Annotated in this window: 23 protein-coding genes; 1 reads left to right on the top strand and 22 read right to left on the bottom strand. The window is 42.9% G+C overall.

Annotation, left to right across the window (positions count from 1 at the left end; genetic code table 11):
• Together AC1DWN_RS09930 and argC are read right to left on the bottom strand one after the other, a co-directional pair.
• Positions 1 to 573: bifunctional ornithine acetyltransferase/N-acetylglutamate synthase (locus AC1DWN_RS09930; RefSeq protein WP_477558736.1), on the bottom strand; the 573-nt coding region annotated here is incomplete at its 3' end.
• Positions 574 to 640: 67 nt separating this feature from the next.
• A complete protein-coding gene (gene argC / locus AC1DWN_RS09925) occupies positions 641 to 1,690 on the bottom strand; it encodes an N-acetyl-gamma-glutamyl-phosphate reductase (protein ID WP_477558735.1) in 1,050 nt (349 codons plus the stop codon).
• A gap of 461 nt (positions 1,691 to 2,151) precedes the next feature.
• Here argC and AC1DWN_RS09920 point away from each other — a divergent pair, with 461 nt between their 5' ends.
• Positions 2,152 to 3,093 (top strand): Rpn family recombination-promoting nuclease/putative transposase, encoded by a 942-nt coding sequence (locus AC1DWN_RS09920; protein ID WP_477558734.1) that lies wholly within the window; start codon positions 2,152 to 2,154, stop codon positions 3,091 to 3,093.
• Between the two features lie 188 nt (positions 3,094 to 3,281).
• Here AC1DWN_RS09920 and AC1DWN_RS09915 read toward each other — a convergent pair whose 3' ends face one another.
• From AC1DWN_RS09915 to AC1DWN_RS09820, 20 genes are all read right to left on the bottom strand, one after another.
• Positions 3,282 to 4,187 (bottom strand): YitT family protein, encoded by a 906-nt coding sequence (locus AC1DWN_RS09915; RefSeq protein WP_477558733.1) that lies wholly within the window; start codon positions 4,185 to 4,187, stop codon positions 3,282 to 3,284.
• 128 nt (positions 4,188 to 4,315) lie between these two features.
• A protein-coding gene (gene prfB, locus AC1DWN_RS09910) for a peptide chain release factor 2 (protein ID WP_477558732.1) occupies positions 4,316 to 5,423 on the bottom strand; the annotation gives its coding sequence in 2 pieces (ribosomal slippage) (positions 4,316 to 5,350 and positions 5,352 to 5,423; 1,107 coding nt in all).
• Positions 5,424 to 5,491: 68 nt separating this feature from the next.
• Positions 5,492 to 7,999: a preprotein translocase subunit SecA gene (secA, locus tag AC1DWN_RS09905; protein WP_477558731.1), complete on the bottom strand. Its 2,508-nt coding sequence runs from the start codon at positions 7,997 to 7,999 to the stop codon at positions 5,492 to 5,494.
• 139 nt (positions 8,000 to 8,138) lie between these two features.
• Complete coding sequence (gene hpf / locus AC1DWN_RS09900; RefSeq protein WP_477558730.1) at positions 8,139 to 8,684, bottom strand: ribosome hibernation-promoting factor, HPF/YfiA family; 546 nt, start codon at positions 8,682 to 8,684, stop codon at positions 8,139 to 8,141.
• Between the two features lie 230 nt (positions 8,685 to 8,914).
• Positions 8,915 to 9,112 carry a cold-shock protein gene (locus tag AC1DWN_RS09895; RefSeq protein WP_028608231.1) on the bottom strand — a complete coding sequence of 66 codons (198 nt, stop codon included), beginning with the start codon at positions 9,110 to 9,112 and terminating at the stop codon, positions 8,915 to 8,917.
• Positions 9,113 to 9,447: 335 nt separating this feature from the next.
• Entirely contained in the window at positions 9,448 to 9,876 is a 429-nt protein-coding gene (gene fliS, locus AC1DWN_RS09890) for a flagellar export chaperone FliS (RefSeq protein WP_477558729.1), read from the bottom strand.
• Between the two features lie 96 nt (positions 9,877 to 9,972).
• On the bottom strand, positions 9,973 to 10,374 hold the full coding sequence (locus AC1DWN_RS09885) for a flagellar protein FlaG (RefSeq protein ID WP_477558738.1): 402 nt from the start codon (positions 10,372 to 10,374) through the stop codon (positions 9,973 to 9,975).
• Between the two features lie 157 nt (positions 10,375 to 10,531).
• Positions 10,532 to 10,906: a flagellar protein FliT gene (gene fliT / locus AC1DWN_RS09880; protein WP_477558728.1), complete on the bottom strand. Its 375-nt coding sequence runs from the start codon at positions 10,904 to 10,906 to the stop codon at positions 10,532 to 10,534.
• 76 nt (positions 10,907 to 10,982) lie between these two features.
• Entirely contained in the window at positions 10,983 to 12,521 is a 1,539-nt protein-coding gene (gene fliD, locus AC1DWN_RS09875; RefSeq protein WP_477558727.1) for a flagellar filament capping protein FliD, read from the bottom strand.
• A 293-nt stretch (positions 12,522 to 12,814) separates the two neighbouring features.
• Positions 12,815 to 14,179: a flagellin N-terminal helical domain-containing protein gene (locus tag AC1DWN_RS09870; RefSeq protein WP_477558726.1), complete on the bottom strand. Its 1,365-nt coding sequence runs from the start codon at positions 14,177 to 14,179 to the stop codon at positions 12,815 to 12,817.
• A gap of 138 nt (positions 14,180 to 14,317) precedes the next feature.
• Complete coding sequence (gene csrA / locus AC1DWN_RS09865) at positions 14,318 to 14,542, bottom strand: carbon storage regulator CsrA (RefSeq protein WP_477558725.1); 225 nt, start codon at positions 14,540 to 14,542, stop codon at positions 14,318 to 14,320.
• A gap of 15 nt (positions 14,543 to 14,557) precedes the next feature.
• Positions 14,558 to 14,950 (bottom strand): flagellar assembly protein FliW, encoded by a 393-nt coding sequence (fliW, locus tag AC1DWN_RS09860; RefSeq protein WP_477558724.1) that lies wholly within the window; start codon positions 14,948 to 14,950, stop codon positions 14,558 to 14,560.
• Positions 14,951 to 15,048: 98 nt separating this feature from the next.
• On the bottom strand, positions 15,049 to 15,615 hold the full coding sequence (locus tag AC1DWN_RS09855) for a DUF6470 family protein (protein ID WP_477558723.1): 567 nt from the start codon (positions 15,613 to 15,615) through the stop codon (positions 15,049 to 15,051).
• 11 nt (positions 15,616 to 15,626) lie between these two features.
• Positions 15,627 to 16,598, bottom strand: a complete 972-nt coding sequence (gene flgL, locus AC1DWN_RS09850; RefSeq protein WP_477558737.1) for a flagellar hook-associated protein FlgL — start codon at positions 16,596 to 16,598, stop codon at positions 15,627 to 15,629.
• Between the two features lie 21 nt (positions 16,599 to 16,619).
• The gene (gene flgK / locus AC1DWN_RS09845) at positions 16,620 to 18,179 is read right to left on the bottom strand and encodes a flagellar hook-associated protein FlgK (RefSeq protein WP_477558722.1); all 1,560 of its coding nucleotides are present in this window, start codon (positions 18,177 to 18,179) and stop codon (positions 16,620 to 16,622) included.
• A 19-nt stretch (positions 18,180 to 18,198) separates the two neighbouring features.
• Positions 18,199 to 18,702, bottom strand: coding sequence for a flagellar protein FlgN (locus AC1DWN_RS09840; protein ID WP_477558721.1), 504 nt, complete (start codon positions 18,700 to 18,702; stop codon positions 18,199 to 18,201).
• Between the two features lie 7 nt (positions 18,703 to 18,709).
• Positions 18,710 to 18,976 (bottom strand): flagellar biosynthesis anti-sigma factor FlgM, encoded by a 267-nt coding sequence (flgM, locus tag AC1DWN_RS09835; RefSeq protein WP_477558720.1) that lies wholly within the window; start codon positions 18,974 to 18,976, stop codon positions 18,710 to 18,712.
• A gap of 109 nt (positions 18,977 to 19,085) precedes the next feature.
• A complete protein-coding gene (locus AC1DWN_RS09830) occupies positions 19,086 to 19,502 on the bottom strand; it encodes a TIGR03826 family flagellar region protein (protein WP_477558719.1) in 417 nt (138 codons plus the stop codon).
• A gap of 113 nt (positions 19,503 to 19,615) precedes the next feature.
• Positions 19,616 to 20,521, bottom strand: a complete 906-nt coding sequence (locus AC1DWN_RS09825; RefSeq protein ID WP_477558718.1) for a ComF family protein — start codon at positions 20,519 to 20,521, stop codon at positions 19,616 to 19,618.
• Positions 20,518 to 23,013: an ATP-dependent helicase ComFA gene (locus tag AC1DWN_RS09820; RefSeq protein WP_477558717.1), complete on the bottom strand. Its 2,496-nt coding sequence runs from the start codon at positions 23,011 to 23,013 to the stop codon at positions 20,518 to 20,520. Before AC1DWN_RS09820 ends, AC1DWN_RS09825 begins: the two co-directional genes overlap by 4 nt.
• Positions 23,014 to 23,578 lie beyond the last annotated feature (565 nt).

The raw sequence follows: 23,578 nt of genomic DNA, 5'->3' as shown, positions 1-23,578 counted from the left end.
AATCATCCCCGAGCCTTTGGCAGCACCCGCTACATGGACAATCTGGCCGTCAAGCTCAAGCTCTACACATACCATTTTTTGAACAAGATCCGTTGTTAGTATCGCTTGGCAGAAGCCATCTGCACCTTGACGATTATCTTCCAGCTTCACAGGTAGACCATCAATGCCGCTGCGTACTTTATCCATCTTCAACGGCTCACCAATAACACCTGTCGAAGCAACCGCTACATGATCCACCGTTACGCCAATCGTCTCAGCAAATCGTGACCGCATTTCATAAGCATCCGCATCTCCCTGCTTACCTGTACACGCATTCGCGTTACCACTGTTAACAAGCACAGCACGCAATATGCCACCTGATCCAATGCTCTCGCGAGTAACCTGAATCGGTGCTGCTTGGAATGCGTTAGTCGTATATACTCCAGCTGCAGTAGCCGGCACCTCACATACAATTGCCCCTAGATCGTGGCGCGTGGATTTTTTGAGGCCACAATACAGTCCGCCTGCTTTGAATCCTTTTGGTGTAGTTATCGAGCCGTCTGCGACGACTGAGAACAATGCTTCTTGTCCCATAGTAAATGTGTATCCCCTTCACGTGTATAAAATGGATTTATAATATCAGTTATTATTTAAGTAATATTTATGGATACACTGGAACAAACTGCAAACCGAAAGTTTCATCCCAGCCCATCATGAGATTTAAGTTTTGAATGGCTTGACCTGCCGCGCCTTTGACCAGATTGTCGATAACAGAAACAATCGTCACTCGTCCCGTACGCTCATCAACCGCAAAGCCGATGTCACAGTAATTTGAACCCCATACTTCCTTCGTCGAAGGCCATTGTCCTTCAGGACGAATACGCACAAAGCTGCGTCCTTTATAGTAGGAGCGGTAAAGCTCTATAAAATCATTAACGCTGCGCTCACCATGCACCGTAGCATACATCGTGGACATAATACCTCTTGTCATTGGAACAAGATGAGTCGTAAATGTTGTGATTACTGGCTTAGCGGCAACGTCAGATAAAACCATTTCAATTTCCGGAACATGCTGATGCTGATTCAGCTTATACGCCTTGAGGTTTTCATTCAGCTCCGAATAATGAGTTCCGAGTGATGCACCGCGGCCAGCGCCAGATACTCCCGACTTCGCATCAATAATAATAGTAGAAGGATCAATCCAGCCCTCTTTCACAGCCGGAATAAGTCCGAGCAATGTGGCGGTTGGGTAACATCCTGGGTTTGAGATAAAATCAGCATCGACTACTTGTTCAGCGTATATCTCAGCGAGCCCGAAAACAGCTTGTTGGAGGTATTTTTCCTCAGCTGCCGGCTTCTTGTACCACTGTTCGTACAATGCTTGTGATTTCAAGCGGAAATCACCTGATAAATCAATAACCCTCAAGCCTACTTCAAGAAGCTGTGGTACAAGCTTAGCCGCCACGCCTGCTGGAGTTGCTAGAAAAACAACATCAGCCTTCGCTTTGATAGCTTGCGGCTCAACATCATCTAGCAGTTCCTCGCGAATACCAGTCAAATGCGGGTAACCCTCCGAAATCGGTGTTCCTGCGCTCGATGACGAGATGACCGAAGTCACTTCTGCAAGTGGATGAGAAGCAAGCAACCTCATCAATTCTACTCCACCATAACCAGTCGAACCCACAATCGCAATTTTCAACTTTGTGCTCATATTTATCTCTCCCCGTAACTGGACGAAGCGTGCCTGCCTCTCCCAAAATGGCCCAGCATGCGACAGTTCCATCTATTGCTCTTCCCGCTAACGGAAAGGTTGTCTTCTTCCTCAATTTATAATTGTACATCATTCGGCAGTTGATGGAAATATCCGTTGTGTTTCGTATTATTATACATACCTATTCATAATAATACAACGTAAAAATACCTCGATTATTTGAACAATTTTATACAGTCTTAAGTAGAAGTTAGCATGGGGGAGCTTGCATAATTTTATTTTATGGATGAGTATTTAGGAACTGAGCTAACGCTTTTTTATTAATTATCCTCAAGGATGGACTAGAGGACATTCCTTAAGTAGCACTTTCTATTTCTTTGCTATCTATGATAAAATAACAAATATTAGAACATATGTTCTTATTCATATTACACTATCTTACAAAAGAAAGGAATGATTATTTGAATGACGAGGCGTCCGCTGAGAAGAAGCCAAACATCCCCCACGACGAAGCTTTCAAAAAATTGCTGCAAACCTTTTTCTCAGACTTTATTGAGTTATTCTTCCCAAATGTAAATCATCTGCTAGATCACAGTCATACTAAGCTTCTGATGCAAGAACTGCTGGTTGATGTTGTCGGTGAGGAGCGGCGCAGTCTCGATTTATTAGTTGAAACTCGCTATAAATCACTCGATGCCTATGTACTTATTCATTTAGAAGCACAATCTTACAAGGAAGTTGATTTTAACGAGAGGATGTTTATCTATTTCAGTCGTTTGTTTGAGCGACACCGGAAAGAGCATAAACTTATTATTCCAATTGCTATTTTTACGATGGACGAAGTTCGAGATGAAAAAAACATTCTCTCGATGGAAATACCGGAGCACACAATCCTACATTTCCAGTTTTTAAAAGTTGAACTCTTCAAGCAAAACTGGCGACAATTTGTGGACTCTAATAATCCAGTAGCTGCGGCACTTTTGGCTAAAATGGGGTATACTAAGGAAGAGAAGCGTTCCGTTCGTCTAGCCTATTTGAAAATGATATTAAGACTTCAAAAGCAGCTAGATCAAGCGCGCCTTGCATTAATCATGTCTATAGCTGACTTATATTTTGTGCCTGATAAAGAACAAGATGATTCCCTTCTACGTGAGTTGAGTGAACAATACCCAGAAGATGAGGTGACGATTATGGAGCTAATGCCCGCGTGGAAGCGTTGGGGGTACGAAGAAGGTCGTGAAGAAGGTATAGAAGCAGGCAGAAAAGAAGGGAAAAGAGAGGGCAAAGAAGAAGAACGTCAACTCATTATTCGCAAGCTATTGAATAAAGGGCTTGAACCTGCAGAGATAGCTGACACCCTGGATCTCCCCCTAACTGTTGTTCAAAAGCATTCCAAAACCTGATTTTATTAAAGGATACAAGCCAAAACCCAAGCTCATAAGCTCATTACCTTGTATCCTTCTTGTACTTATATAGTTGCATCCCCATTAGCATCCCTACTCAGAAAACCAGAGTAATTCCGCTAAACCGCTCATCCTAAATAATTTTTCACCTTACACTTGTACCCATCATACACTTAGCCTTACTCACATTAGTTTTCCAGCTTAAACCCCTGCCCTAGCACCTCAGCCGTATTACTAATAATAACGAAAGCACCTGAATCGATCGCTCGCACGAGCTGCTTCAGCTTCGGCACCTCATTCTGACCGACAACGACCATCAGCACCGTTTTCCCTGCTCCCGTATAACCACCATGCCCATCGAGCTGTGTAAGCCCACGATCCAGATCGTTCAAAATAGACTCTGCAACAGCTTCAGATTTATCACTTATAATAAAAGCAACTTTCGAAAGCTGTAAACCACTTTGAATAAAATCAATCGTTTTGCTTGTCACAAATAACCCGATAAGGGCGTAGAGCGCAACCTCCGGCGAGATGATAAAGYCTGTAGCGATAATAACGGTCCCATCAAAACAAACAACCGCCAAGCTGAGCGGCAATCCCGTATAGCGATGGAGAATTTGCGCGGCCAAATCTAATCCTCCAGTGGAAGCACCTCCACGAAAAACAAGACCAAGCCCCAAGCCAACCCCGATACCGCCGTAAATAGCCGCCAGCAAAGGATTATCCGTTGGTGAAGGCCAACTATCCGTAAGCAAGACGAACAAGGGCAGCACGACCGAGCCTAACGCTGTTTTCGCTCCAAATCTTTTACCGAGCAGTATGAATCCTACAATGAATAGCGGAATATTGATCGCCCATTGCGTCAGAGCTGGCAAAATCCCCAACGTCCGATGTACCAAAATCGAAATACCAGAAACTCCACCGGATGCAATTCCGTTAGGAACCATAAACATATTGAAGCTGGCCGCCACGATAAACGACCCAATAATAAGCCAAATAATGCTCGCAATTCTCTGTGATCGCGGACTTAGGCTGCGACTACCTTTTTTTCGTTTTACAGGAGTACCTGTCATTTTCTCTAACTCCTCATCCATTCAGTAGCTCACTTCTCACAAAAAGAAGAGCCCAACACCAAACAGTGTTGAAACTCTTCTCCTTTTCCCTAAAGCTATGCTTGTTATCTATACTAGTTATCACTTATTACAAATACTACACTTTAGTGTTAGTCATGACGAATCTGATGACGTAAATATCCATCAATAAACTGATCGATATCGCCGTCCATAACCGCTCCAACATTACCTGTCTCCACAGACGTACGATGATCCTTCACCATGCTGTATGGATGGAAAACATACGATCTGATTTGACTGCCCCAAGCGATTTCAGACTGGTCACCGCGAATTTCCGCCAAATGCTTCTGCTGTTCTTCGATCTTCCGCTCGTAAAGCTTGGAGCGAAGCATCTTCATCGCTATCTCACGGTTTTTAATTTGCGATCTTTCCTGCTGGGACGCACAAACAATGCCTGTAGGCATATGCGTTATCCGAATCGCTGACTCCGTCTTGTTGACGTGCTGACCACCCGCTCCGCTCGCCCTGTACGTATCCACCTTCAAATCCTCCGTACGAACCTCAATCTCGATATCGTCGTTGATTTCAGGGATAACGTCCAAGGATGCAAATGAAGTATGGCGGCGACCCGCTGAATCGAAAGGCGAGATTCGAACGAGCCGATGCACGCCTTTCTCTGCCTTCAAGTAGCCATAAGCATTATAGCCTTTTACCAAAATAGTAACGCTCTTAATGCCGGCCTCGTCACCAGGCAAATAATCGAGCAAATCGACCTTGAAGCCGCGTTTCTCCGCCCAGCGCGTATACATCCGGTATAGCATTAGTCCCCAATCCTGAGACTCCGTGCCGCCCGCACCAGGATGAAGCTCGACGATTGCATTCAGCTTGTCGTAAGGCTGATTCAGCAGCAGCTGCAGCTCGAATTCATTTACCTTACGCAATAACTCCTGCACACCGCTTACGACATCCGCAGCAAGTGATTCGTCACTTTCCTCTTCAGCCAGTTCAAGCATCATCTGTAAGTCTTCCTGCTCCGTATTAAGCCCATCATAATGATCAACGACTGACTTAACTGCATTCAACTCAGAAATAACGCCTTGCGCACGCTCGTTGTCATCCCAGAAGTCTGGATACGTCATCTTCTCTTCGAAATTGGCAATGATCTCTTGCTTAAGATCTAAGTCAAAGAGACCCCCTGAGCTCTTGGAGCCGCTTGGCCATTTCACGCAGGTCTTGTTTCACCGTTATGTCTATCATAACCTCAGCTTCACCTCAAAATAGTCATTCATCTATTTACCATATGCTCATTCGTGCAATGCCGTTCTTTATTTACCGTGGCATTGCTTATACTTCTTACCACTGCCACATGGACAAGCATCGTTACGGCCAACACGGTCGTCACGCTTAGCTGGACGCTTTTCTTGCGCCTCGCCACCGCCACTAGTTGTCGTTGTTTGGCCCTTAGCTACCTCTTGACGCTCTAGGTTACTTTCAACACGAGCCTTCATAATATATTTTGCAACTTCCTCTTGGATGTTCTCGATCATTTCCTTAAACATCTCGAAGCCTTCGAATTGATATTCGCGAAGTGGATCTGTTCCACCGTATGCGCGTAAATGGATACCTTGACGTAATTGATCCATCGCATCGATGTGATCCATCCATTTACTGTCTACTGCACGGAGCACAACGACCTTCTCGAACTCGCGCATGGTCTCTTCTCCGAGCTCAGCCTCGCGTTGATCATAAAATTCAACGACATGTTTTTGAATAAATTGTGTGATCTCATCCTTCTCTTTGCCCCAAAGCATATCTTTGGTCAATGAGCCTTCGTTCAGGAAGGTTGCGTGCGCATAATCAACAATCGCCTGCAAATCCCATTCCTCTGGAATATCCTCCGAGGTATGTGCTTCTACAATACGATCTATAACCGGCGTAAGCATATCCATTACTTCCTTGCGGATATTATCAGAGCCAAGAATATCACGGCGTTGCTTGTAAATAATCTCACGCTGTTGGTTCATCACATCATCATATTGCAAGACAACCTTCCGAATATCAAAGTTGTTGCCCTCAACACGTTTTTGCGCAGACTCAATCGCTTTCGAGATCATTCGGCTCTCAATCGGTTGATCCTCGTCCAATCCAAGCTTATCCATCATGCCCATAATGTTCTCAGAGCCAAAACGACGCATTAGCTCATCCTCCAAGGATAAGTAGAACTGGGATGACCCAGGATCACCTTGACGTCCAGCACGACCACGGAGCTGGTTGTCAATCCGACGGCTCTCATGACGTTCTGTACCAATAATGTGCAAGCCGCCTGTATCTGCTACCGAATCGCCCAGCAAAATATCAGTACCACGTCCAGCCATATTTGTTGCTATCGTTACAGAACTAGCTTGTCCGGCACGTGAAATAATTTCCGCTTCCTCCGCATGGAACTTCGCGTTTAGTACTTTATGGGTAACTCCCTTGCGTTTAAGCATGTCAGAAAGCTTCTCTGAGTTCTCAATGGAGATCGTACCTACTAACACCGGTTGATTTTTACTGTGGCGTTCAACGATTTCATCAACAACTGCATTAAATTTGCCTTTTTCGGTTTTGTACACAACGTCAGCAATATCCTTACGAATCATCGAGCGGTTTGTAGGAACTTGAATAACTTCAAGACCATAAATACGCTTGAACTCTTCTTCCTCTGTCTTCGCCGTACCGGTCATACCTGCTAGCTTACGGTACATACGGAAGTAGTTCTGGAACGTGATCGTTGCTAGGGTCATGCTTTCGTTCTGAACCTTCAACTCTTCCTTCGCTTCAATAGCTTGATGTAGACCATCACTGTAGCGGCGTCCAGACATCAAACGTCCAGTGAATTCATCAACAATGACGACTTCGTCCTCTTCCACGACGTAATCGACATCACGTTTCATAATAAAGTTTGCTTTCAAGCCCTGCTGTATGTGGTGATTAATAGTCACGTTATCATGGTCAAATAAATTCTCAATTTGAAAAGCACGCTCAGCCTTCTCAACGCCTGCTTCAGTCAGCATAACGCTTCGTACTTTAATATCAATCAAATAGTCCTCTTCAGCCTTCAAACGGCTTACAAAGCGATCTGCGGCAAAATAAAGCTCCGTAGACTTAGCAGCTTGTCCGGAAATAATAAGCGGAGTCCGCGCCTCATCGACAAGAATGGAATCCACTTCATCGATAATAGCGTAGTAAAGTGGACGCTGTACCATTTGTTCACTGTAAAGCACCATATTATCACGCAAATAATCGAAACCGAATTCATTGTTTGTACCATACGTAATATCACATGCGTAAGCCTCTTGCTTCTCGTCATGTGACAAACCATGCAGGTTACATCCAACGGACATCCCAAGGAAGTTGTAAAGCTGTGCCATCATCTCGCTATCGCGCTGTGCCAAGTAATTATTGACCGTTACGACATGAATACCTTTGCCGAGCAAAGCATTTAAATAGACAGGGAGCGTTGCAACAAGCGTTTTACCTTCACCTGTTCTCATCTCCGCAATCGTGCCTTCATGAAGCACAATCCCGCCCATTAGCTGTACGTCAAAATGACGCATGCCAAGGGTCCGCTTTGACGCTTCTCTTACCGTTGCAAAAGCTTCAGGAAGAATTTTTTCCAGCGTCTCGCCTTTTTCAATTCTTGCTTTAAATTCATCCGTCTTCGCACGAAGCGCGTCATCAGATAGTCCTGTAAATTTTGATTCTATGGCATTTATCTCGTCTACCGTACGCTGGAGCCGTTTAACCTCGCGCTCGTTTGGGTCACCGAATATTTTTTTCACTAGTCCGAGCATAGTGTTCCCCTTTCGTGTTTACGCCTCTTTGCCTTAAATTGTAACAGTTTGTAGACATCCCCGCAACGAGTGCTCTCGGAAAAGAAAAAGGCCCTCTCCAAATTGGAGAAAAGGCCCACTGGTTTATGGATGAGTGCTGCTAATCTTGTTCGATTAAACCATACTTTCCATCACTGCGTTTGTATACGACGTTAACCTCTTTATTGTCTACATTCGCGAATACGAAAAAGTTATGTCCTACCATATTCATTTGTAAAATCGCTTCTTCCACGTCCATTGGCTTCAGAGCAAAACGCTTCGTACGTACGAGTTCCAGTTCATCTTCCTCTTCTAGAACACCTACTGCAGAGCCTTCTTCCCTAAACAAGGCGCGTACACCGCTTCCTTGACGGAATTTGCGATTAACTTTTGTTTTATGTTTACGTATTTGTCGTTCGAGTTTGTCCACAACCAGATCAATGGAAGCGTACATATCCTCGCCCTTCTCCTCGGCTCTTAGCATGACGCCGGTGAGCGGTATCGTTACCTCTACTGTGTGTTTCCCTTTTGTGACAGATAGTGTCACGTTAATATCGGAGTTGATCGGTGCTTCAAAGTATTTATCCAATCGGCTGAGTTTCTTTTCGACGTAGTCTCTCAATGAATCTGTGACTTGAAAGTGTTGACCTCGAATGTTGTATTTCATGGGGAACTCCTCCTTTACATGCTCTTATTATATCATATGTAACGACCTAAATCAAAATTTTTTTAGTTTATTTAGAATATTCAGATAACATTATAATAGTACTAGTTTTTTAAAGGAGCTGGCGGATCGACTACATGAAGCAGGATCAAAAAAAGCTCCGGTTTCCCGGAGCTCTGTCGTTATTACTTATCAATTGTGCATCCTATAATGTGGCTACAATAGCCTGATGATTACAGTTTGACTACGTTAGCAGCCTGTGGTCCGCGAGCGCCTTCGACGATATCGAATTCAACGGATTGGCCTTCTTCAAGAGTCTTGAAACCCTCAGTTTGGATAGCGGAGAAATGAACAAATACGTCGCCGCCTTGCTCAGTCTCGATAAATCCATAACCCTTTTCCGCGTTAAACCATTTAACTTTACCTTGCATGTGCAAACATTCCCTTCATCTTCAAATGCTGTGAGACATCTCAATGTATATCCCACAATTTGACTATAGCACCCACATAACGGAATTGTCAAACTATTTATTGTAAGCGAATTCATTTAGATGGGGTAAGGGATTTGGGGTGACGGATTGTGTCGAAATTTAAGAATAATTTGCAAATTATATACACTACTCTCTACTACTTTTAATATTAAATATTCATTATATAAAAAAATAAAGCCACCCAAGGGGGCAGCTAATATCATCTGTTTATGTAGTTTACTCGTAAATGGACTTGGATAGTCTATATCCATTGAGTTACTTTAGCTCTACGTTTTTTAGACCACAGTTGACTGGGATTGCTTATAAGAGCTTCCATTGGCTTGTCCTGCTTGCTGATTAGATTGTTTGGCCGCTTGGTACCATGTTTCCTTCAATTCAAGGAGATGGCCAAGAACTTCTTCAGCTGGCTCTATATCTTTTTTCAAATTCGCTTCGATTAGACGCATGTTGATATATTCATACATGTTCAGGAGGTTCTCAGAGATTGGGGATGAGCGATCAATGGTAATAATAAATTCACTGATGATATCCTGTACCTTCAGTAAATTTGTATTCGCCTCTGAGTAATTATTTCCTTTTATCGCTTCAATACCTTGTCTACAAAAACGGATCGCTCCATCATAGAGCATAATAAGTAATTGTGCCGGTGATGCTGTCTGAATCGTTGTTTCCAAGTATTTATTGCGCTGTTGTTGTAATTGCATGCTGTATCCTCCTATGAACTTAATTGCTGAGTTAGGCAATTACTTTGAGTATTCATTTAACCATTGTACGTAAACTTCTTAACTAAATAATATTAATTATCGCTTTTCGTCTATTAAAATTCCGGCCATTTCCCATAGTTTTGCGACAAAATCCAGTGTTTTCTCTGGAGGGATTTCTTTTATGATTTCCCCAGACTCACTATCAATTACTTTCACCGCAATCAATTTCGTCTGCTCATGGACCGTAAACTCTAGGTTGGTAGCTTTACCTTGCATTGATTTAATAGCTCGGTCAATTGCTTTAACTAGCTGCTCGTCACTCACCGTGTAATGCTCTCCACGCAATCCAGCTGTTTTAAGGTCACTTATACTCGTAATAGTAGATATTGCTTCTGAAGTTTGAGGCGTAGTTTCCTTAATAATTTCCTTGGATTTGCTTACTGGAGCTACACGATCAACAGAGTTACTCGTTCCCGTGATCGGTGTATTCATGCTCATCACAAATCAATCCTCCAACGATTATATTCTAATTCATATATCGGTTATTATTTGTAAATAGATTAGAGGAAGATTAAAAATAGGACTCTGATTCCTTGACATACTTAGATTAGTGAACAAAAATAAGGCCTCTTCAAAAGAAGCCCTATAATTTCGTCTATTTCTTTTTATCAAAAAATGCACCATATGCAGAATACGTATTACCGGACTCCCCATATTGTTGATTGATCGCTTGACTCTTTTTTAAATTCACAAAATCGGATTCCAGCTTTTTTTTCTTACGTTCCATGATTGGAACTATCATCTGATCCACTTCATAAGCTGGCTGAAGATAGTTTTTTTTCTGAGCTTCTGTTAATGGAATCCCCTGTGCTAATAGACTTGACAAACTTTCCATAACAGCCTGTCTATTATCCAGAAGTTCTATCCATTCCTCTGGCTCACTCTCATCTTCTAACACGCTCTTCTCTAAGGAAAGCGTACATAACAAGAAGTCGTTTAGCAGAGAATCTAGAGAGGTATCCTCGGTCATTACTTCCTCTCCTTCTACACCTATTGCTTGGACAGACTCATAACTTGCTTCCTAGTAACTACATTTTTTAACATTCTTAACCCATTTGCTGTGTTAACCAACTACTCTGTGAGTTTGCTTTACTCATCGCCGTTTCCATAGCAGTGAATTTAGCCCAATATCGATTTTCGGTTTTAGCAAGACGAGTTTCCCAACTACTTATCTGCTTATTAATTTTATTCAATCCCTCGCCTATTACACTTTTATCTACAAGTGAAGCAATACTACCTGCTTTATCAGTTAGTTTGGTCATAGTAGTGGTAATTTGGTCGTACATACGTTGGGCAAGTCCGCTTTCACTAAATTTCGAAGTCGCATCTGCTGAAGTGCTCACTTTTGTGAACAGCTCCATTACACCACTTCCATTCTCGGAAATAGCTTTACGCAGTTTCGATTCGCTAATATATAGCTTTCCATTCTCCGTATAATCACCCGATGTTATTCCAATTTCACTGAGGCTATCATATTTCGTGTCTATACCGGTACCGTTTACTTTGGATACTAGTGATAGGCGCATTTGCGATAGGGCATTTGAGAGTGTAGAATCTTGACTTAATAAGCCGCTTTTCGCCTTTTCTTCCCATAGTTCAATTTGTTTATCCGACATTGCTTCTTTCTCTTCAGCCAATAAAGGTTTATATCCCTTACTGGTGCTTTCATCTACTTTTTTATTAATCTTAGCTATAATTTCGTTGTATTTATCTACATACTCTTTAATGGATTTGTATATAGCATCTTCATCTGGTTTTAAATTGATTTGAGTAGATCCTATAGCCTTAATGTTGAATTCAACGCCATCAAATGTAAAAGTTGAACTATTAACTTTGTAAGGGATACCATTAATATTTACGGTTGCCAATTTAGCGTCCTTTGGGACCTGGATTTGATATTTATAAAGTGGATCAAATATAGCAGCTGAATTTTTATTAATCATAACCTTAGATAATCCAAGCTTATTACTGGCATCAAAATCAGCACCGATAACAGGATCAATAGAGATAGTAGAGCTGTCACCACTAGTCGTTGTTGTAAAAGTTATTGATTTGTCATCTTGTAGATAATTAGCAGTAACACCCGTTGTCGATGAAACAGCATTAACTTTAGCTATTATACTGCTAATAGTGTCAGTTGCAGTTACATTAATAGTGGATGATCCAGTTGCTGACCCGATCTTAAAATCAAATGCATCACCGCCAATTGGAGTAGTTCCATCCTTCACATCTTTGGCAGTAAATTTCACGGAAGCTGCCTTTGCAGGTACAGGAAGGTCTGTTACATTCACATTATATGTCGTTGCGCCTGGGGTTCCTTTTTGTTTAGCTGACACGATAGTATCATTATTGGAGGATAGAACCTTCTTCTGATAGGTTCCCTGAAGTTTCATATCAAAAGTTTTGTTCTTTAGGTCAAATAAGAGAGCATTCATCTCTCTGAATTGGTCGCGTCTCCATTCCTCGCTTTGCTTCTTCTGAACAAGTTTATTTAGTGGAGCCTTCTCTGCTTTCATCAAATTTTTAACAATAGATTCTGTATCAAGACCTGAGACTAAGCCTCCCATACGGATTGAGCTTACCATATTACCCCTCCTAGTTAGTTCTTATCATCTACAAACACTCCAATTACATCTACTACTAATACTATCGGATTGAAACAAAGTATAGTTTAGTAGATTTGATAAAATAGAATACCTCTAAAACTGATACTTTTATTCGAAAATAGAACCTCTCCTAAGAGAAGCCATAATGTTAGCTCACATAAAACGCATGTATGCTTTAAAATATGATATATGTTATCAGTTCCCTTTAAATCGTTCTTCTCAAAAGAAAAGAGACCCTAGATAGTCTAGGATCTCCTTGAAATTCGTTAAGATTAACGAAGCAATTGAAGTACGCCTTGTGGCTGCTGGTTAGCTTGTGCAAGCATAGCTTGTGCAGCTTGAGCAAGGATACTGTTCTTCGTTTGGTTCATCATTTCTTTTGCCATATCTACGTCACGTACACGAGATTCAGCAGCAGTCAGGTTCTCGGAAGAAGTATTCAAGTTGTTGATTGTGTGCTCAAGACGGTTTTGGTAAGCACCCAATTTTGAACGCTCGCCAGATACTTTTTCAAGAGCATTGTTGATTGTTGTAATTGCTGCACTAGCAGTAGTTGCACTGCTTACGTCAATCTTGTCAATACCTAGTGCACCAGCACGCATATCTTGTACTGAAACATTAATTTTTTGACCTTCATTTGCACCGATTTGGAAATCAAGGCTATTGTCAGCAACTGTCAATTCAAAAGTATCGCCTGCAGTAATTCCTGCAGTATTGATTACAGTACCATCTAGAGCACCGCCCTTAAGCGTTACAACTGAACCATGCTTAGAGTCACTTACTGAAGCTGTAACACCAGCTGGCAGGCCAGTAGTAATGATTGCATCTTTACCTGCAGTTGGTACACCTACAACTGTTTTAGCTGTACCTGCTACATTCAATGTATAACCTGAACCAAAGTCATTAGCAGCAAATGTCAAACCAGCACCAGTTACTGTAGCGGTAAATCCAAGTTCTTTAGATTTTGCGTTGATAGCAGAAGCCATATCTGCTGCAGTTGCATCTTTTGCAAAATTGAAAGTAATATCATTAAGTACTAGGTTTGTATCAGTAGTATTTACTGTTGTAACATCTGCACCTGCGGCTACAGATGTTTTAGTTGCTGCTGTAGTAACCGTAAGACCCGTATATGTTCCACCAATTGCATTTGCACCAGTAGAGAGTACTGCTGCAGCGCCGCCTGTACCTGTGGAGCCAGTCACCAAAGCATTTTTACCAGAACGTCCATCAAGAAGCTTCTTCGTATTGAACTCAGTCGTGTTACCAATACGATCAATTTCTTCTTTCAATTGAGTGATCTCTTTTTGAAGTTCACCACGATCTGTATCTGTATTTGTATCATTACCTGATTGTACAGCTAGTTCACGCATACGTTGAAGAATTGAGTGAGTTTCGTTCAAAGCACCCTCAGCCGTTTGAATCAAAGAGATTCCATCTTGACCGTTCTTAGCTGCCATGTCCAAACCACGGATTTGACCACGCATTTTCTCGGAAATTGCAAGACCAGCTGCATCGTCACCTGCACGGTTGATGCGAAGGCCTGAAGACAATTTTTCGATGGACTTTCCTGTTGCTGCAGTGTTGCTAGATAACTGACGGTGAGTGTTCAAAGCTGCGATATTGTGGTTAATAATCATTGATATTTCCTCCTTGAAATTTTCGTATTTCCGCATCCTTGCGGAAGCTTACGATAATAGTTCGGCCGTCCTATTATCGCGCTAATATATTTATCGGAATTCCCACTCAATTGTTTATAGCTTTTTCAAAAAAAAGATTTATTTTTTAAACAATTTTGAAACGTCCTCGAAAGATACTGAACTTGTGGCTGCCGAACGGTTTTCCTCTTGAATGACCATATAAATTTCTTTGCGATAGATGTCAACTTCCTTCGGTGCACGTATGCCTAATTTAACATTGTCGCCTTCTACACCTAAGACGATTATTTCAATATTCGTCCCAATCATGATGGACTCATTACTTTTTCGTGATAAAACAAGCATAGCCTGACTTCCTCCCTATGTTCGATTTAGCGGAGCTCGTGAGTTGTATGTATGATCATGAAGAATAAGCTGTTTCCCTAGTTTTGTTCTGCTATTTAACACAATTGGTGCAAGTAAATTAATTGTCGCATTCGCTAGATCAGATGGTACCGTTATAATAGACCATACTTCGACATCTTCTTCATTATTAATACGAAGCTCTTGTTTAATGGTATCCGAAAGTTCCCATTCATAATCGGGATAAAATATAAATGGACTTGCAACCAGCAATGATAAATCTGGATCTTCAACAGCTCTCATAAGCTTCATTGGCAGGTCATCGCCTACCTCCTCGAAATAAAATTGATTCAAATGCTCAAAACCAGGTATGCCATGCTCGAACTGATAAATAAATAACTCTGTATCCATTATATAACCTCCTATATTAAGCTTCCCTTTTATGAAAATAAAAACTATAGATCTCATGCGTCAAACGCAGACGATCTATAGTTTCAAACAATGGACATCTAAACAAATTGTTCTATTTGTGGCGGGATAATATCCACTTTAGGATATTGACTCATATAGATATCCAGCTTGCCACGCTCATATTCGTGAATAGGCTTATTCACTTGTACATCTATATTCACACGACCTGGAGTTGTATCAATAGAAAGCTCGCTAGGCGTATAGTGAAGATCAACGTTATCATAGGAGGCTTCACCGCTAAAATCGAATTCAGGGAAACTTCGGTTCCAGTCTCGAGCCATCTGAGCGATAGCATTTCCTCCTAAATGAATAGACGCCATCTGATCACCTTTCTGAACAATACGTGCAATTCCCTGCAGCGCAATGTCTGAAGATTTTGAATATATTTTGCTCATCGTTTCCAAACTATTCCCTAGTGCTAAAGCATCCCAAGCACGGTCTTGATTAACTTCCAACCGCCCTCTGGTCGTTCGGAAATGTTGTTCTGGTTTTATTTGTTCCATGTCCACTGTAGCTTGTGGCTGCTCAATATGCTGTTTTCCAATATCGGCGTCAATATAAAGCTTAGCATGCTGCAGATGTATTTGAATTTGAGGAAATTGCATTTAGCCCTCCCCTATCTCAAGAAATCGACCAAGCTTGGACGTATAAGCTGTGCTCCAACAGATAAAGAGGCTTGATACACATTTTCTTCTGTTTTCATGTTAGTGATCACTTCTGACATATCTGCATCTTCGGTTTTCGCTTGAACGGTTTTCAGATTAATCGTAATGTCATCCAAACGATTTTGAATAATTTCAACTCGATTTACTTTTGCGCCGACTTCTGCACGTTTTGTAAGCATACTATTCATACGAGTATCCACTTGTCCAAGCAATTTAGAAACCCCAGCTTGATCACCCGCACCCAACATATCATGTGCACGCTGAAGAAGTGAAAAGACATTGTCACTGCCTTCTATTTCGGCTTGAGTCGCTGTTGGAGATATTCCTTCACCAAAAACTTCATTCCCAGTTATATTAACTCCTAGCCTCACACCCGCGCCCAATTCATATTTAATGGAGCCGGTATCAGAGCTAACTTGAAAAGCCTTCAGCAACGGTGGATCAGCTGCTAAATCAACTGTACCATCTACTCCCATCGTTGGATATGGCTTGTCACCCGTTAATTCACCATTAAATACTTGTTTCCCATTAAATTGACTGTTGCCTATTTCAACCATCTGATTATATAACTGCGAGATTTCGACTTTCATAGCATCTAGGCTTGTCTGGTCATACGTCCCATTGGCTCCCTGGACCAATAACTCTCTTGCTTTCTGCATAATATCCCCAGCTTGTCCTATGGAGGTATCCGTATATTCTAGCATCGATAAAGAGGAACTTACATTTTCGATATATTGATCATTTGAATCCAATTCACTCCGATAGCGAAGTGCAAATGTGATACCTACCGGGTCATCTGATGGTTTGTTAATCTTCATTCCCGTAGAAAGTTGATTTTGAAGGTTGTTCATACGTCCCATATTATTAGATATATTACGCAGTAGTTGCGTATTCATCATAGATTGCGTTACGCGAAAAGACATCATTTACACCGCCTCAGTTTTTTACAAGCCTACGCGTCCCATTTGGTTAATAACTTTATTCAAAATATCATCAATCATTGTCATATTCCGTGCAGCTGCATTGTACGCATGCTGGTACTTAATCATATTAGACATTTCCTCATCCAGAGATACACCACTCACTGATTGTCGGCGTGATTCAACTTGATCCACTATAATTTGTTGATTCGTTTGCATTCGTGTTGCTTCGGCTGTTTGTACGCCAAGCTGACCAACAATGGAACGGAAATAAGCGTCCATCGTATTTTTGTTCTCACCCGGTCCCGCATCAAAATCCATACGAGTATCTCTCATTTGCGAGAAAAGTACAGCCAATGAGTTATTACCACTAATTACTGACTCTGAACCATCTGCATTCAATTCTACGCGCATAGAAGTAGCAATGAGATTAGAGTTAGCCAAAATTGCTGGATTAAGTGTGATGTTGCCAGCATTAAGTCCCGTTGTTCCACCTGTGCTATCTGTAAATAGTGGCAGGCCGCCATCTTGTCCAGCCAATGAGTATCCAAGTTGATGCAATCCGTTCAAACCTTTCACAGTAACCGTTGTATCTTCGGTTAGCGTACGATTTGCTCCTGCATACGTCACATTATTTAAAACGGTTCCCTCTGGCAGAACAGAACCCTTTGGCAGTGTAACTTCAAACTCACCACTCGCCATCGTTTGAACAAGCTTATTAAGCTCCCCAATGTATCCCTCTACAAAATGATCTCTAGCATATATCGTTCCGTATATGGCTCCACTATTCAATTCACCTGAACCAACTGCCGTTTCTATTGCCGCCATATCCAGCGTAGCTGTCGCTGTTCCTTGAACTAACTCGGTATCACCCATTGTAATTCTATAACCGTTAGATTGCTCTTCTACGCGAATATTCATCAAACCCGACAACTCATCTGTAATCAAATCACGTTGATCACGCAAGTCATTGGCGTTATCGCCTAAGCCTTCAATCCGGCGAATTTCACCATTTAACTGGGCAATGGTTGTTGCCATCGAGTTAACGGTATCTAGATTGATTGCTGCATTTTCCGTTAAGTCTGTTTTAAGATCACCAAGCTGCTTTGCTGTGTAGTTAAATGAATCCACCATCGCCATCGTCTGTTCCATAACAACCTTGCGGCCATCAGCGTTTTCCGGATTTTTGCTAAGATCGGACCATGAATTCCAGAAATTCGAGATTACCGTTCTTAATCCCGTATCACTTGGTTCATTCACTATTCCTTCTAATTTAGAGAGAGTGTCTAATTGTACGGTGAAATTGCCTTGTGATTTATATTCATTACGAAATTGATTATCAAGAAACTTTTCTCTTATACGTGTAATGGAGCTTGCTTCGACGCCTGTTCCTAGCTGACCAGCCGCAGTCGACTTAGAGAAGCCTACCGCATCGATTGGTCTCGACGCCGTCATGTTCACCACTTGACGTGAATAACCACGCGTATTGGCGTTAGCGATGTTATGTCCCGTCGTATTTAGAGCAGACTGGGTTGTAAACAAGCTGCGCCTTGCCGTTTCTAAGCCATGAAATGTAGATGCCATCGTATTTTGTCCTCTTCTCTTATGTTCTCGTATTAAAACGACTGTTACGATTATTGGCTATACCCTGAACTGCGCGATGATAGGTTACTTCTTCTTCTTCCGGTCCAAGAAGCAAATCCTGAGTGAAATGCAAATATTCCAATGTCATCTTAACAAGCTGCTGATTGAACTCATTGATGTCCTGCAATTCTTTCATGACAGCCGATAGCTCTCTCCACTTCAATTGAAGCTGCTGCTTCTCTTCAGCATGGTAAACGGCTTGGATAAGCCTCTCCATTCTAAAAGAGCGTTGAGTTGTTATCTTTTGCTCCACCGTATACTTACCAACTAAAAGAATCCGCCGCTGCTCCAGCTCTAGCAATCGCGGAAGGCTTTTCTTCTCTTTGCTTGAAATGTACGAGATGGATTCCACATTGTTCGCGGAAATGGCTTCCGTCTTAGCGTTACCATAAGCAATTAATTGCCGATGCTCGTCAAGCAGCTCTTGCAACACGTTTAGAATTTGTTGAATGTATTCATTCATTAGAGGATTACTCCTTCAGGTAAGGAAGCAGCTTCTCGGCGATTTTGCCGGCTTCCACATGATACGTACCCGATGCTACCGACTGTTTAAGTTGGTCAATATGTTTAGTTCTCTCTGCCCCGCTCGCTTGACTTGTTGTCAACATTTCTTTGGCAGCTGCCGAGATTTGAACTTCGTCCTTCTTACGCGCTTTGTTAACTCCGATTGCATGAGCGTCCTTTTGCTTCTGATAAGGATTCATTGCTCCGATTCGATTTGGTTCATTTATCTTCAATTTATCCACCCCATTATTTGCAATAACTAAAAAAGCCGAATACCTTTACAAGTATTATCGGCTTCAGTCAAGTGAAATTTTATAGACATTAAAATATTGCTTCATTCGTTTATTTATCTTTATATTTGTCGAGTCCCTTATAAACCAAATTCGACGCATTTGATGCGAAAATATCCGCTTTCCTCGCTGCATCCTCGTTCATATGCTGTTTGTCCTTCGTTAATCGCTTGCGACAACTATCGCAAATATGGTTCTCTCGAATAAGTGTACCACATGACTCGCATGGATATGACAAATTAGGAGCGTTTACCATCGAAATGCGGCCTTCGCGAATGAACTTCGTAATTTGTTTGATCGATACACCGGTTTGATCGGACAGTTCGGTAATGATAGCACCTTTAAATTCGCGCAAATAATTGGAACAAAGCTCGTACTCTTTATCAAGATCACGCATACACACCGGGCATACATCTCTAAAATTTTTGGCAAAAAGCTTTCCGCAGCGAGGACAATTATCTAGATTCATCGCTCTGAGCCCCCTCATTTTCGTCATAATACGACTTATTAGGTATATTCTAATCGATAGCGTTAACTTTTTCACTATGAATCTATGTATATTTTAAGAGTTCAATAAATTATTTATGAACGCGCCCATGTCAAAATATAAACTTCAAGTGGCTGCTCGGCATGCAAGGAGAGCGTTTTGGCGCAGGACTCAGCCGTACTTCCCGTTGTATAAATGTCATCTATAAGCAGGATTCTTAGACCCTTGTGAGGTGAGTTTTTTGTACTATTACTGTCTATGGGGCTTGGTTGCAGTTTTTGAAAATCATTATGATTCACTTTAAATAGTTGTTTTGTATCCCGCATTCTTTCGGATCTCGTTTTAAAGCTTTGCTTCTCTGTATGACGATCTCGAATAAGCAGTTGAAGGAGCGGTAAACGGTATCGGCCTGCGATATGCGATGCCAGCTGCTCTGCTTGATTGAAGCCCCGATCCTCTGCACGCTCGGCACTTATCGGCACATAGGTGATTGCATCCCAGCATTTGGAGTAAAGATCAGGTTGTCGAAAACATTGGCGAGTGGAAGAGCTGTCTTGTCCGCTTAGCTCCTGAGTCATTTTTTCAAAAGCCGGAAGCAGCATATTTGCCAACACAGGTGCAAGATGTTCATTTCCTCTATATTTGTATTGGGCGAGCCACTGTTTCATCGTTTGATTGTAATAGACCGCACTGCGGTTATATTGAAACGATCGGCTAGTTGCGCGAATGCAATCCTCACAATGAATACCGCGGCCGCAGAGGGGACATATAATGCGGGTGAGCCAAGGTATTGCGGAGAGGCAAACTCCGCAAACGGTTTGGAGAAGCTGGGTCGGCAGCTTCTTGTGGTTAAGGCTGCTCTCGCTGCGAGCTTGGCTATGCGGTTTGCCGCATACCGAGCAGGCGGCAGAGTTTGGAGCGAGCAGCTGCGAGGAGGCTGTGAGGGAAGCTGTGAAAGCGGAACGAACACGCTGAAAAAATAGAGATAGCGAGTGATTCATGGCGTCGCTCTTCCTTTCTTTCTTTTTGGATGTAAAAAACCTTGCTTACGCGCTATGCGGTTCATCGCTTGTATGTGGCGTACAGCAGCTACCTGTGATCGATTGCGTTCTCGACTGCAAAAATAAACACTGCCGAAAGGATCGTCTGCGGAGCGGCCTGCCCTTCCTGCCATCTGAACCAAAGAAGCTTCGTCAAACAAACGTCCATCCGCATCCAAAATATAAACGTCACTTCTTGGTATAGTAACTCCTCGTTCTAATATGGTAGTGGTAACGAGAACACGAATTTGGCAGCTCCGAAAATGCTGTACCTTCTCCGCGCGATCAGGATCCTGCGATGATGTCGCTGCAATTGCAGAATGCTTGAGCAATTTGCGGAGCAATGCAGCCATTGGCTCGGTTTGTGCGATTCTCTGCACAAAGACAAACAGCTGCGCATCGCGTACAAGCGAATTCTGCATAGCAGCTATAAGCTGTTTTGGCAGCTTTCCTGAGAGCAGCATTTGTTTTACAGCGGTTGTGGTTACCAGCTTAGGTACGGGTAGAGGATGTCGATGAAAGCGAACGGGTACCCTTGCGTGAGGGAGTTTTCCACGCTTCGCAGCCCGCTGCAAATTGCTCGGAGGCGTAGCAGATAATAGTAACCTCGCTGCGCCAGGCATACAACTTTTATCCGCTGCATACTGCAAAATTTTATCTCCGTGGAAAGGAAAAGCATCAATCTCATCAACTATTACAAGATCAAAACCTTCATAGAACCGCAGTAATTGATGCGTTGTTGATAGAGTGATATCGCCGCTCTCCCATCTCTGCACACTTCCTCCATACAAGGTGACAACAGTTGCATGAGGAAAAGCTTTCCGAATACGCGGATCAAGCTCAATCACAACATCACGACGCGGTGTCGCAATCAGCGCCTTCCCTCCCCTTAGCAGCACTGATTCAACAAGCGGAAAGATCATTTCTGTTTTACCCGCTCCAGTAACCGCCCATAAAAGAAAGTTTCTAATAGGCTTCACCTCATTAAATGAGAGCCCCGTTTTATTTGATACACTTGAAGCGGCTCTAACTGAACCATTTTGCCGTTCTTCAACAAACTGAAGGGCTTTTGCAGCTGCAGCCGTTTGTGCAGGACTAAGGTTCCAATGTGCGAGCCTCTGATTCAAATCTAATAAAGCTTGTCCGCTTGCGTGACTATTACTATTACTATTACTATTACTATTACTATTATCATCATTACCTCTACTACAACTACTGCTACCATTACTACTTCTACTACCTATACTACCTGTACTACTTTTACTACCACTCCCAGCATCAGTAAAACCATCCTCTAGGAACTCTCGTTTCCCTATAATAAGCAGCTCACATTCACGACTTCTTCCCATTGCAATACATGCTGTGCAATAGGCACAATGCCTCCCGCACGCGGCACATGCCGTGCGGAGCATCAACGCCTCGCCACTCCCGCAGCGCAAACAGCTGCGTTCGCGCCTTCGGCGCTTCCTCACCCCCGACCGCCCGCTTTCCGCGGCGACCGATCCGCGCAGGCGCACCCGCCGGAGCAGCGCAGCAAGCTGGAGCACTCCGCTCCAACTGCCTGCGGCACCGGGCAGGCTAGCGCCCTCAAGCAAGTCGTGCACTTCGCCTCGCAATAGCGCACGCCCCTCGAGCAACCTAGCAGCATGCTTCGCTGCTGCCGCAAGCCACCCCGCCTCGGCATCGCTAATCGCTCTTCCGACACCCTCATGCTCACTACTACTCCCTACATCCCCGACTCCGATTGGCTTGCTACCGCTCCTCGCACTTTCCACACTCCAATGCTCGCCTCCGCTATTCGCGTTTCCTGCTCCCTCATGCTGACTACCGCTCCTCGAACTTCCCGCCACCCAATTCTCGCTGCCGCTCCTTGCATTTCCTACTCCCCCTCGCTCGTCTCCACTCCTCCCACTTATCACTATCTCATGCTCGCCCGCACTCCTCGTATTTCCCGCTCCCCCACGCTCGCTAACATTTCTTACCCGCCCCCACCATTCCGCCTTAGCAACTAAATTATTCCCCTCACGCTCAGCAAATCCATCATTCTGATTCCTCCACCTACCAAACAACTTCTCCCACAACTCCCCTTTCTTATCGCCCACTCCTGTGTCCGCCTCCCGCTTAGCTTCCTCTACACATTTGTACAACCTATTAAGAGCCTCAATTGGTCTCCGCTTTTTAGTTGCCTCATTAAGCTCAGACTTACTAAGATTCATCCCAATTTTGGAATCGTGCTTCTTTAAATGCTCTTCCCAAAGTTCCACCACCCTGTACGCTATACCCAGCGGCAATGCCTCCTGCCACAACCAACCTGACTCAGCTATTGCAGAATTCAATCTTCCTCCCTCTCCGAAGTCGCCATCCATCCAAAAGTGTCGATCAACTGCCGAAAAAATGGTTAACTTAGCTAACCAATTTCCATTAACCTCAACAATATACACATGAGCCCTCATATTTGAACCTCCACTTCCTCACGTTTCCATAGCCTCTCGACATTGCTAAGGCTGCTGGAACAAAAGCCTCCTCGTCACGCTCATCAATCATCACTTCCGCAGCCCTTTACCTGAATGACGATCGCTATCGTTTGTTCCAATCTACTTTCCTTCGGTTCAAAGGTTTAATTACAACCCCAAAGACATATCATTTCAATCCAACCTGCCTCAGTCACCATGCCAACCCACTTATGCACAAAAAGCCGAGTTTTGCTGCCCACTCCTACTAAAAACACACTAGTCACAATTTGTTGTCTTAAAAGTAGCCCTTATTTAGCAAAAGCCTCTCTTTAGTGAGGATTATCTCAATAAGTTTGAGGTTCCCCTCACAATTCTCAACGCTTCTATTTCTCCCATTATTATTTAGTGAGGCAAACCTCACTGGCGATGAGACTTTCCTCATGGGGAGTGAGGTTTGACTCACTAAACCCAAATAAATACCCCAAACCACTGCTATTAGTGAGATTAGTCTCACAATTTATTGAGTAACCTCACTAATTAATGTGTTTTGTGTTTTGTGTTTCGT

The organism is Paenibacillus sp. P4_A7, assembly GCF_056402455.1.
This window is presented reverse-complemented; position numbering and strand designations above follow the sequence as displayed.

What these genes read in the sequence shown, in the direction of transcription:
- argC (WP_477558735.1), bottom strand. Translation starts at nt 1,690, where the DNA reads ATGAGCACAAAGTTGAAAATTGCGATTGTGGGTTCGACTGGTTATGGT.
- secA (WP_477558731.1), bottom strand. Translation starts at nt 7,999, where the DNA reads ATGCTCGGACTAGTGAAAAAAATATTCGGTGACCCAAACGAGCGCGAG.
- hpf (WP_477558730.1), bottom strand. Translation starts at nt 8,684, where the DNA reads ATGAAATACAACATTCGAGGTCAACACTTTCAAGTCACAGATTCATTG.
- AC1DWN_RS09895 (WP_028608231.1), bottom strand. Translation starts at nt 9,112, where the DNA reads ATGCAAGGTAAAGTTAAATGGTTTAACGCGGAAAAGGGTTATGGATTT.
- fliS (WP_477558729.1), bottom strand. Translation starts at nt 9,876, where the DNA reads ATGCAATTACAACAACAGCGCAATAAATACTTGGAAACAACGATTCAG.
- AC1DWN_RS09885 (WP_477558738.1), bottom strand. Translation starts at nt 10,374, where the DNA reads ATGAGCATGAATACACCGATCACGGGAACGAGTAACTCTGTTGATCGT.
- fliT (WP_477558728.1), bottom strand. Translation starts at nt 10,906, where the DNA reads ATGACCGAGGATACCTCTCTAGATTCTCTGCTAAACGACTTCTTGTTA.
- fliD (WP_477558727.1), bottom strand. Translation starts at nt 12,521, where the DNA reads ATGGTAAGCTCAATCCGTATGGGAGGCTTAGTCTCAGGTCTTGATACA.
- AC1DWN_RS09870 (WP_477558726.1), bottom strand. Translation starts at nt 14,179, where the DNA reads ATGATTATTAACCACAATATCGCAGCTTTGAACACTCACCGTCAGTTA.
- csrA (WP_477558725.1), bottom strand. Translation starts at nt 14,542, where the DNA reads ATGCTTGTTTTATCACGAAAAAGTAATGAGTCCATCATGATTGGGACG.
- fliW (WP_477558724.1), bottom strand. Translation starts at nt 14,950, where the DNA reads ATGGATACAGAGTTATTTATTTATCAGTTCGAGCATGGCATACCTGGT.
- AC1DWN_RS09855 (WP_477558723.1), bottom strand. Translation starts at nt 15,615, where the DNA reads ATGCAATTTCCTCAAATTCAAATACATCTGCAGCATGCTAAGCTTTAT.
- flgL (WP_477558737.1), bottom strand. Translation starts at nt 16,598, where the DNA reads ATGTCTTTTCGCGTAACGCAATCTATGATGAATACGCAACTACTGCGT.
- flgK (WP_477558722.1), bottom strand. Translation starts at nt 18,179, where the DNA reads ATGGCATCTACATTTCATGGCTTAGAAACGGCAAGGCGCAGCTTGTTT.
- AC1DWN_RS09840 (WP_477558721.1), bottom strand. Translation starts at nt 18,702, where the DNA reads ATGAATGAATACATTCAACAAATTCTAAACGTGTTGCAAGAGCTGCTT.
- AC1DWN_RS09830 (WP_477558719.1), bottom strand. Translation starts at nt 19,502, where the DNA reads ATGAATCTAGATAATTGTCCTCGCTGCGGAAAGCTTTTTGCCAAAAAT.
- AC1DWN_RS09825 (WP_477558718.1), bottom strand. Translation starts at nt 20,521, where the DNA reads ATGAATCACTCGCTATCTCTATTTTTTCAGCGTGTTCGTTCCGCTTTC.
- AC1DWN_RS09820 (WP_477558717.1), bottom strand. Translation starts at nt 23,013, where the DNA reads ATGAGGGCTCATGTGTATATTGTTGAGGTTAATGGAAATTGGTTAGCT.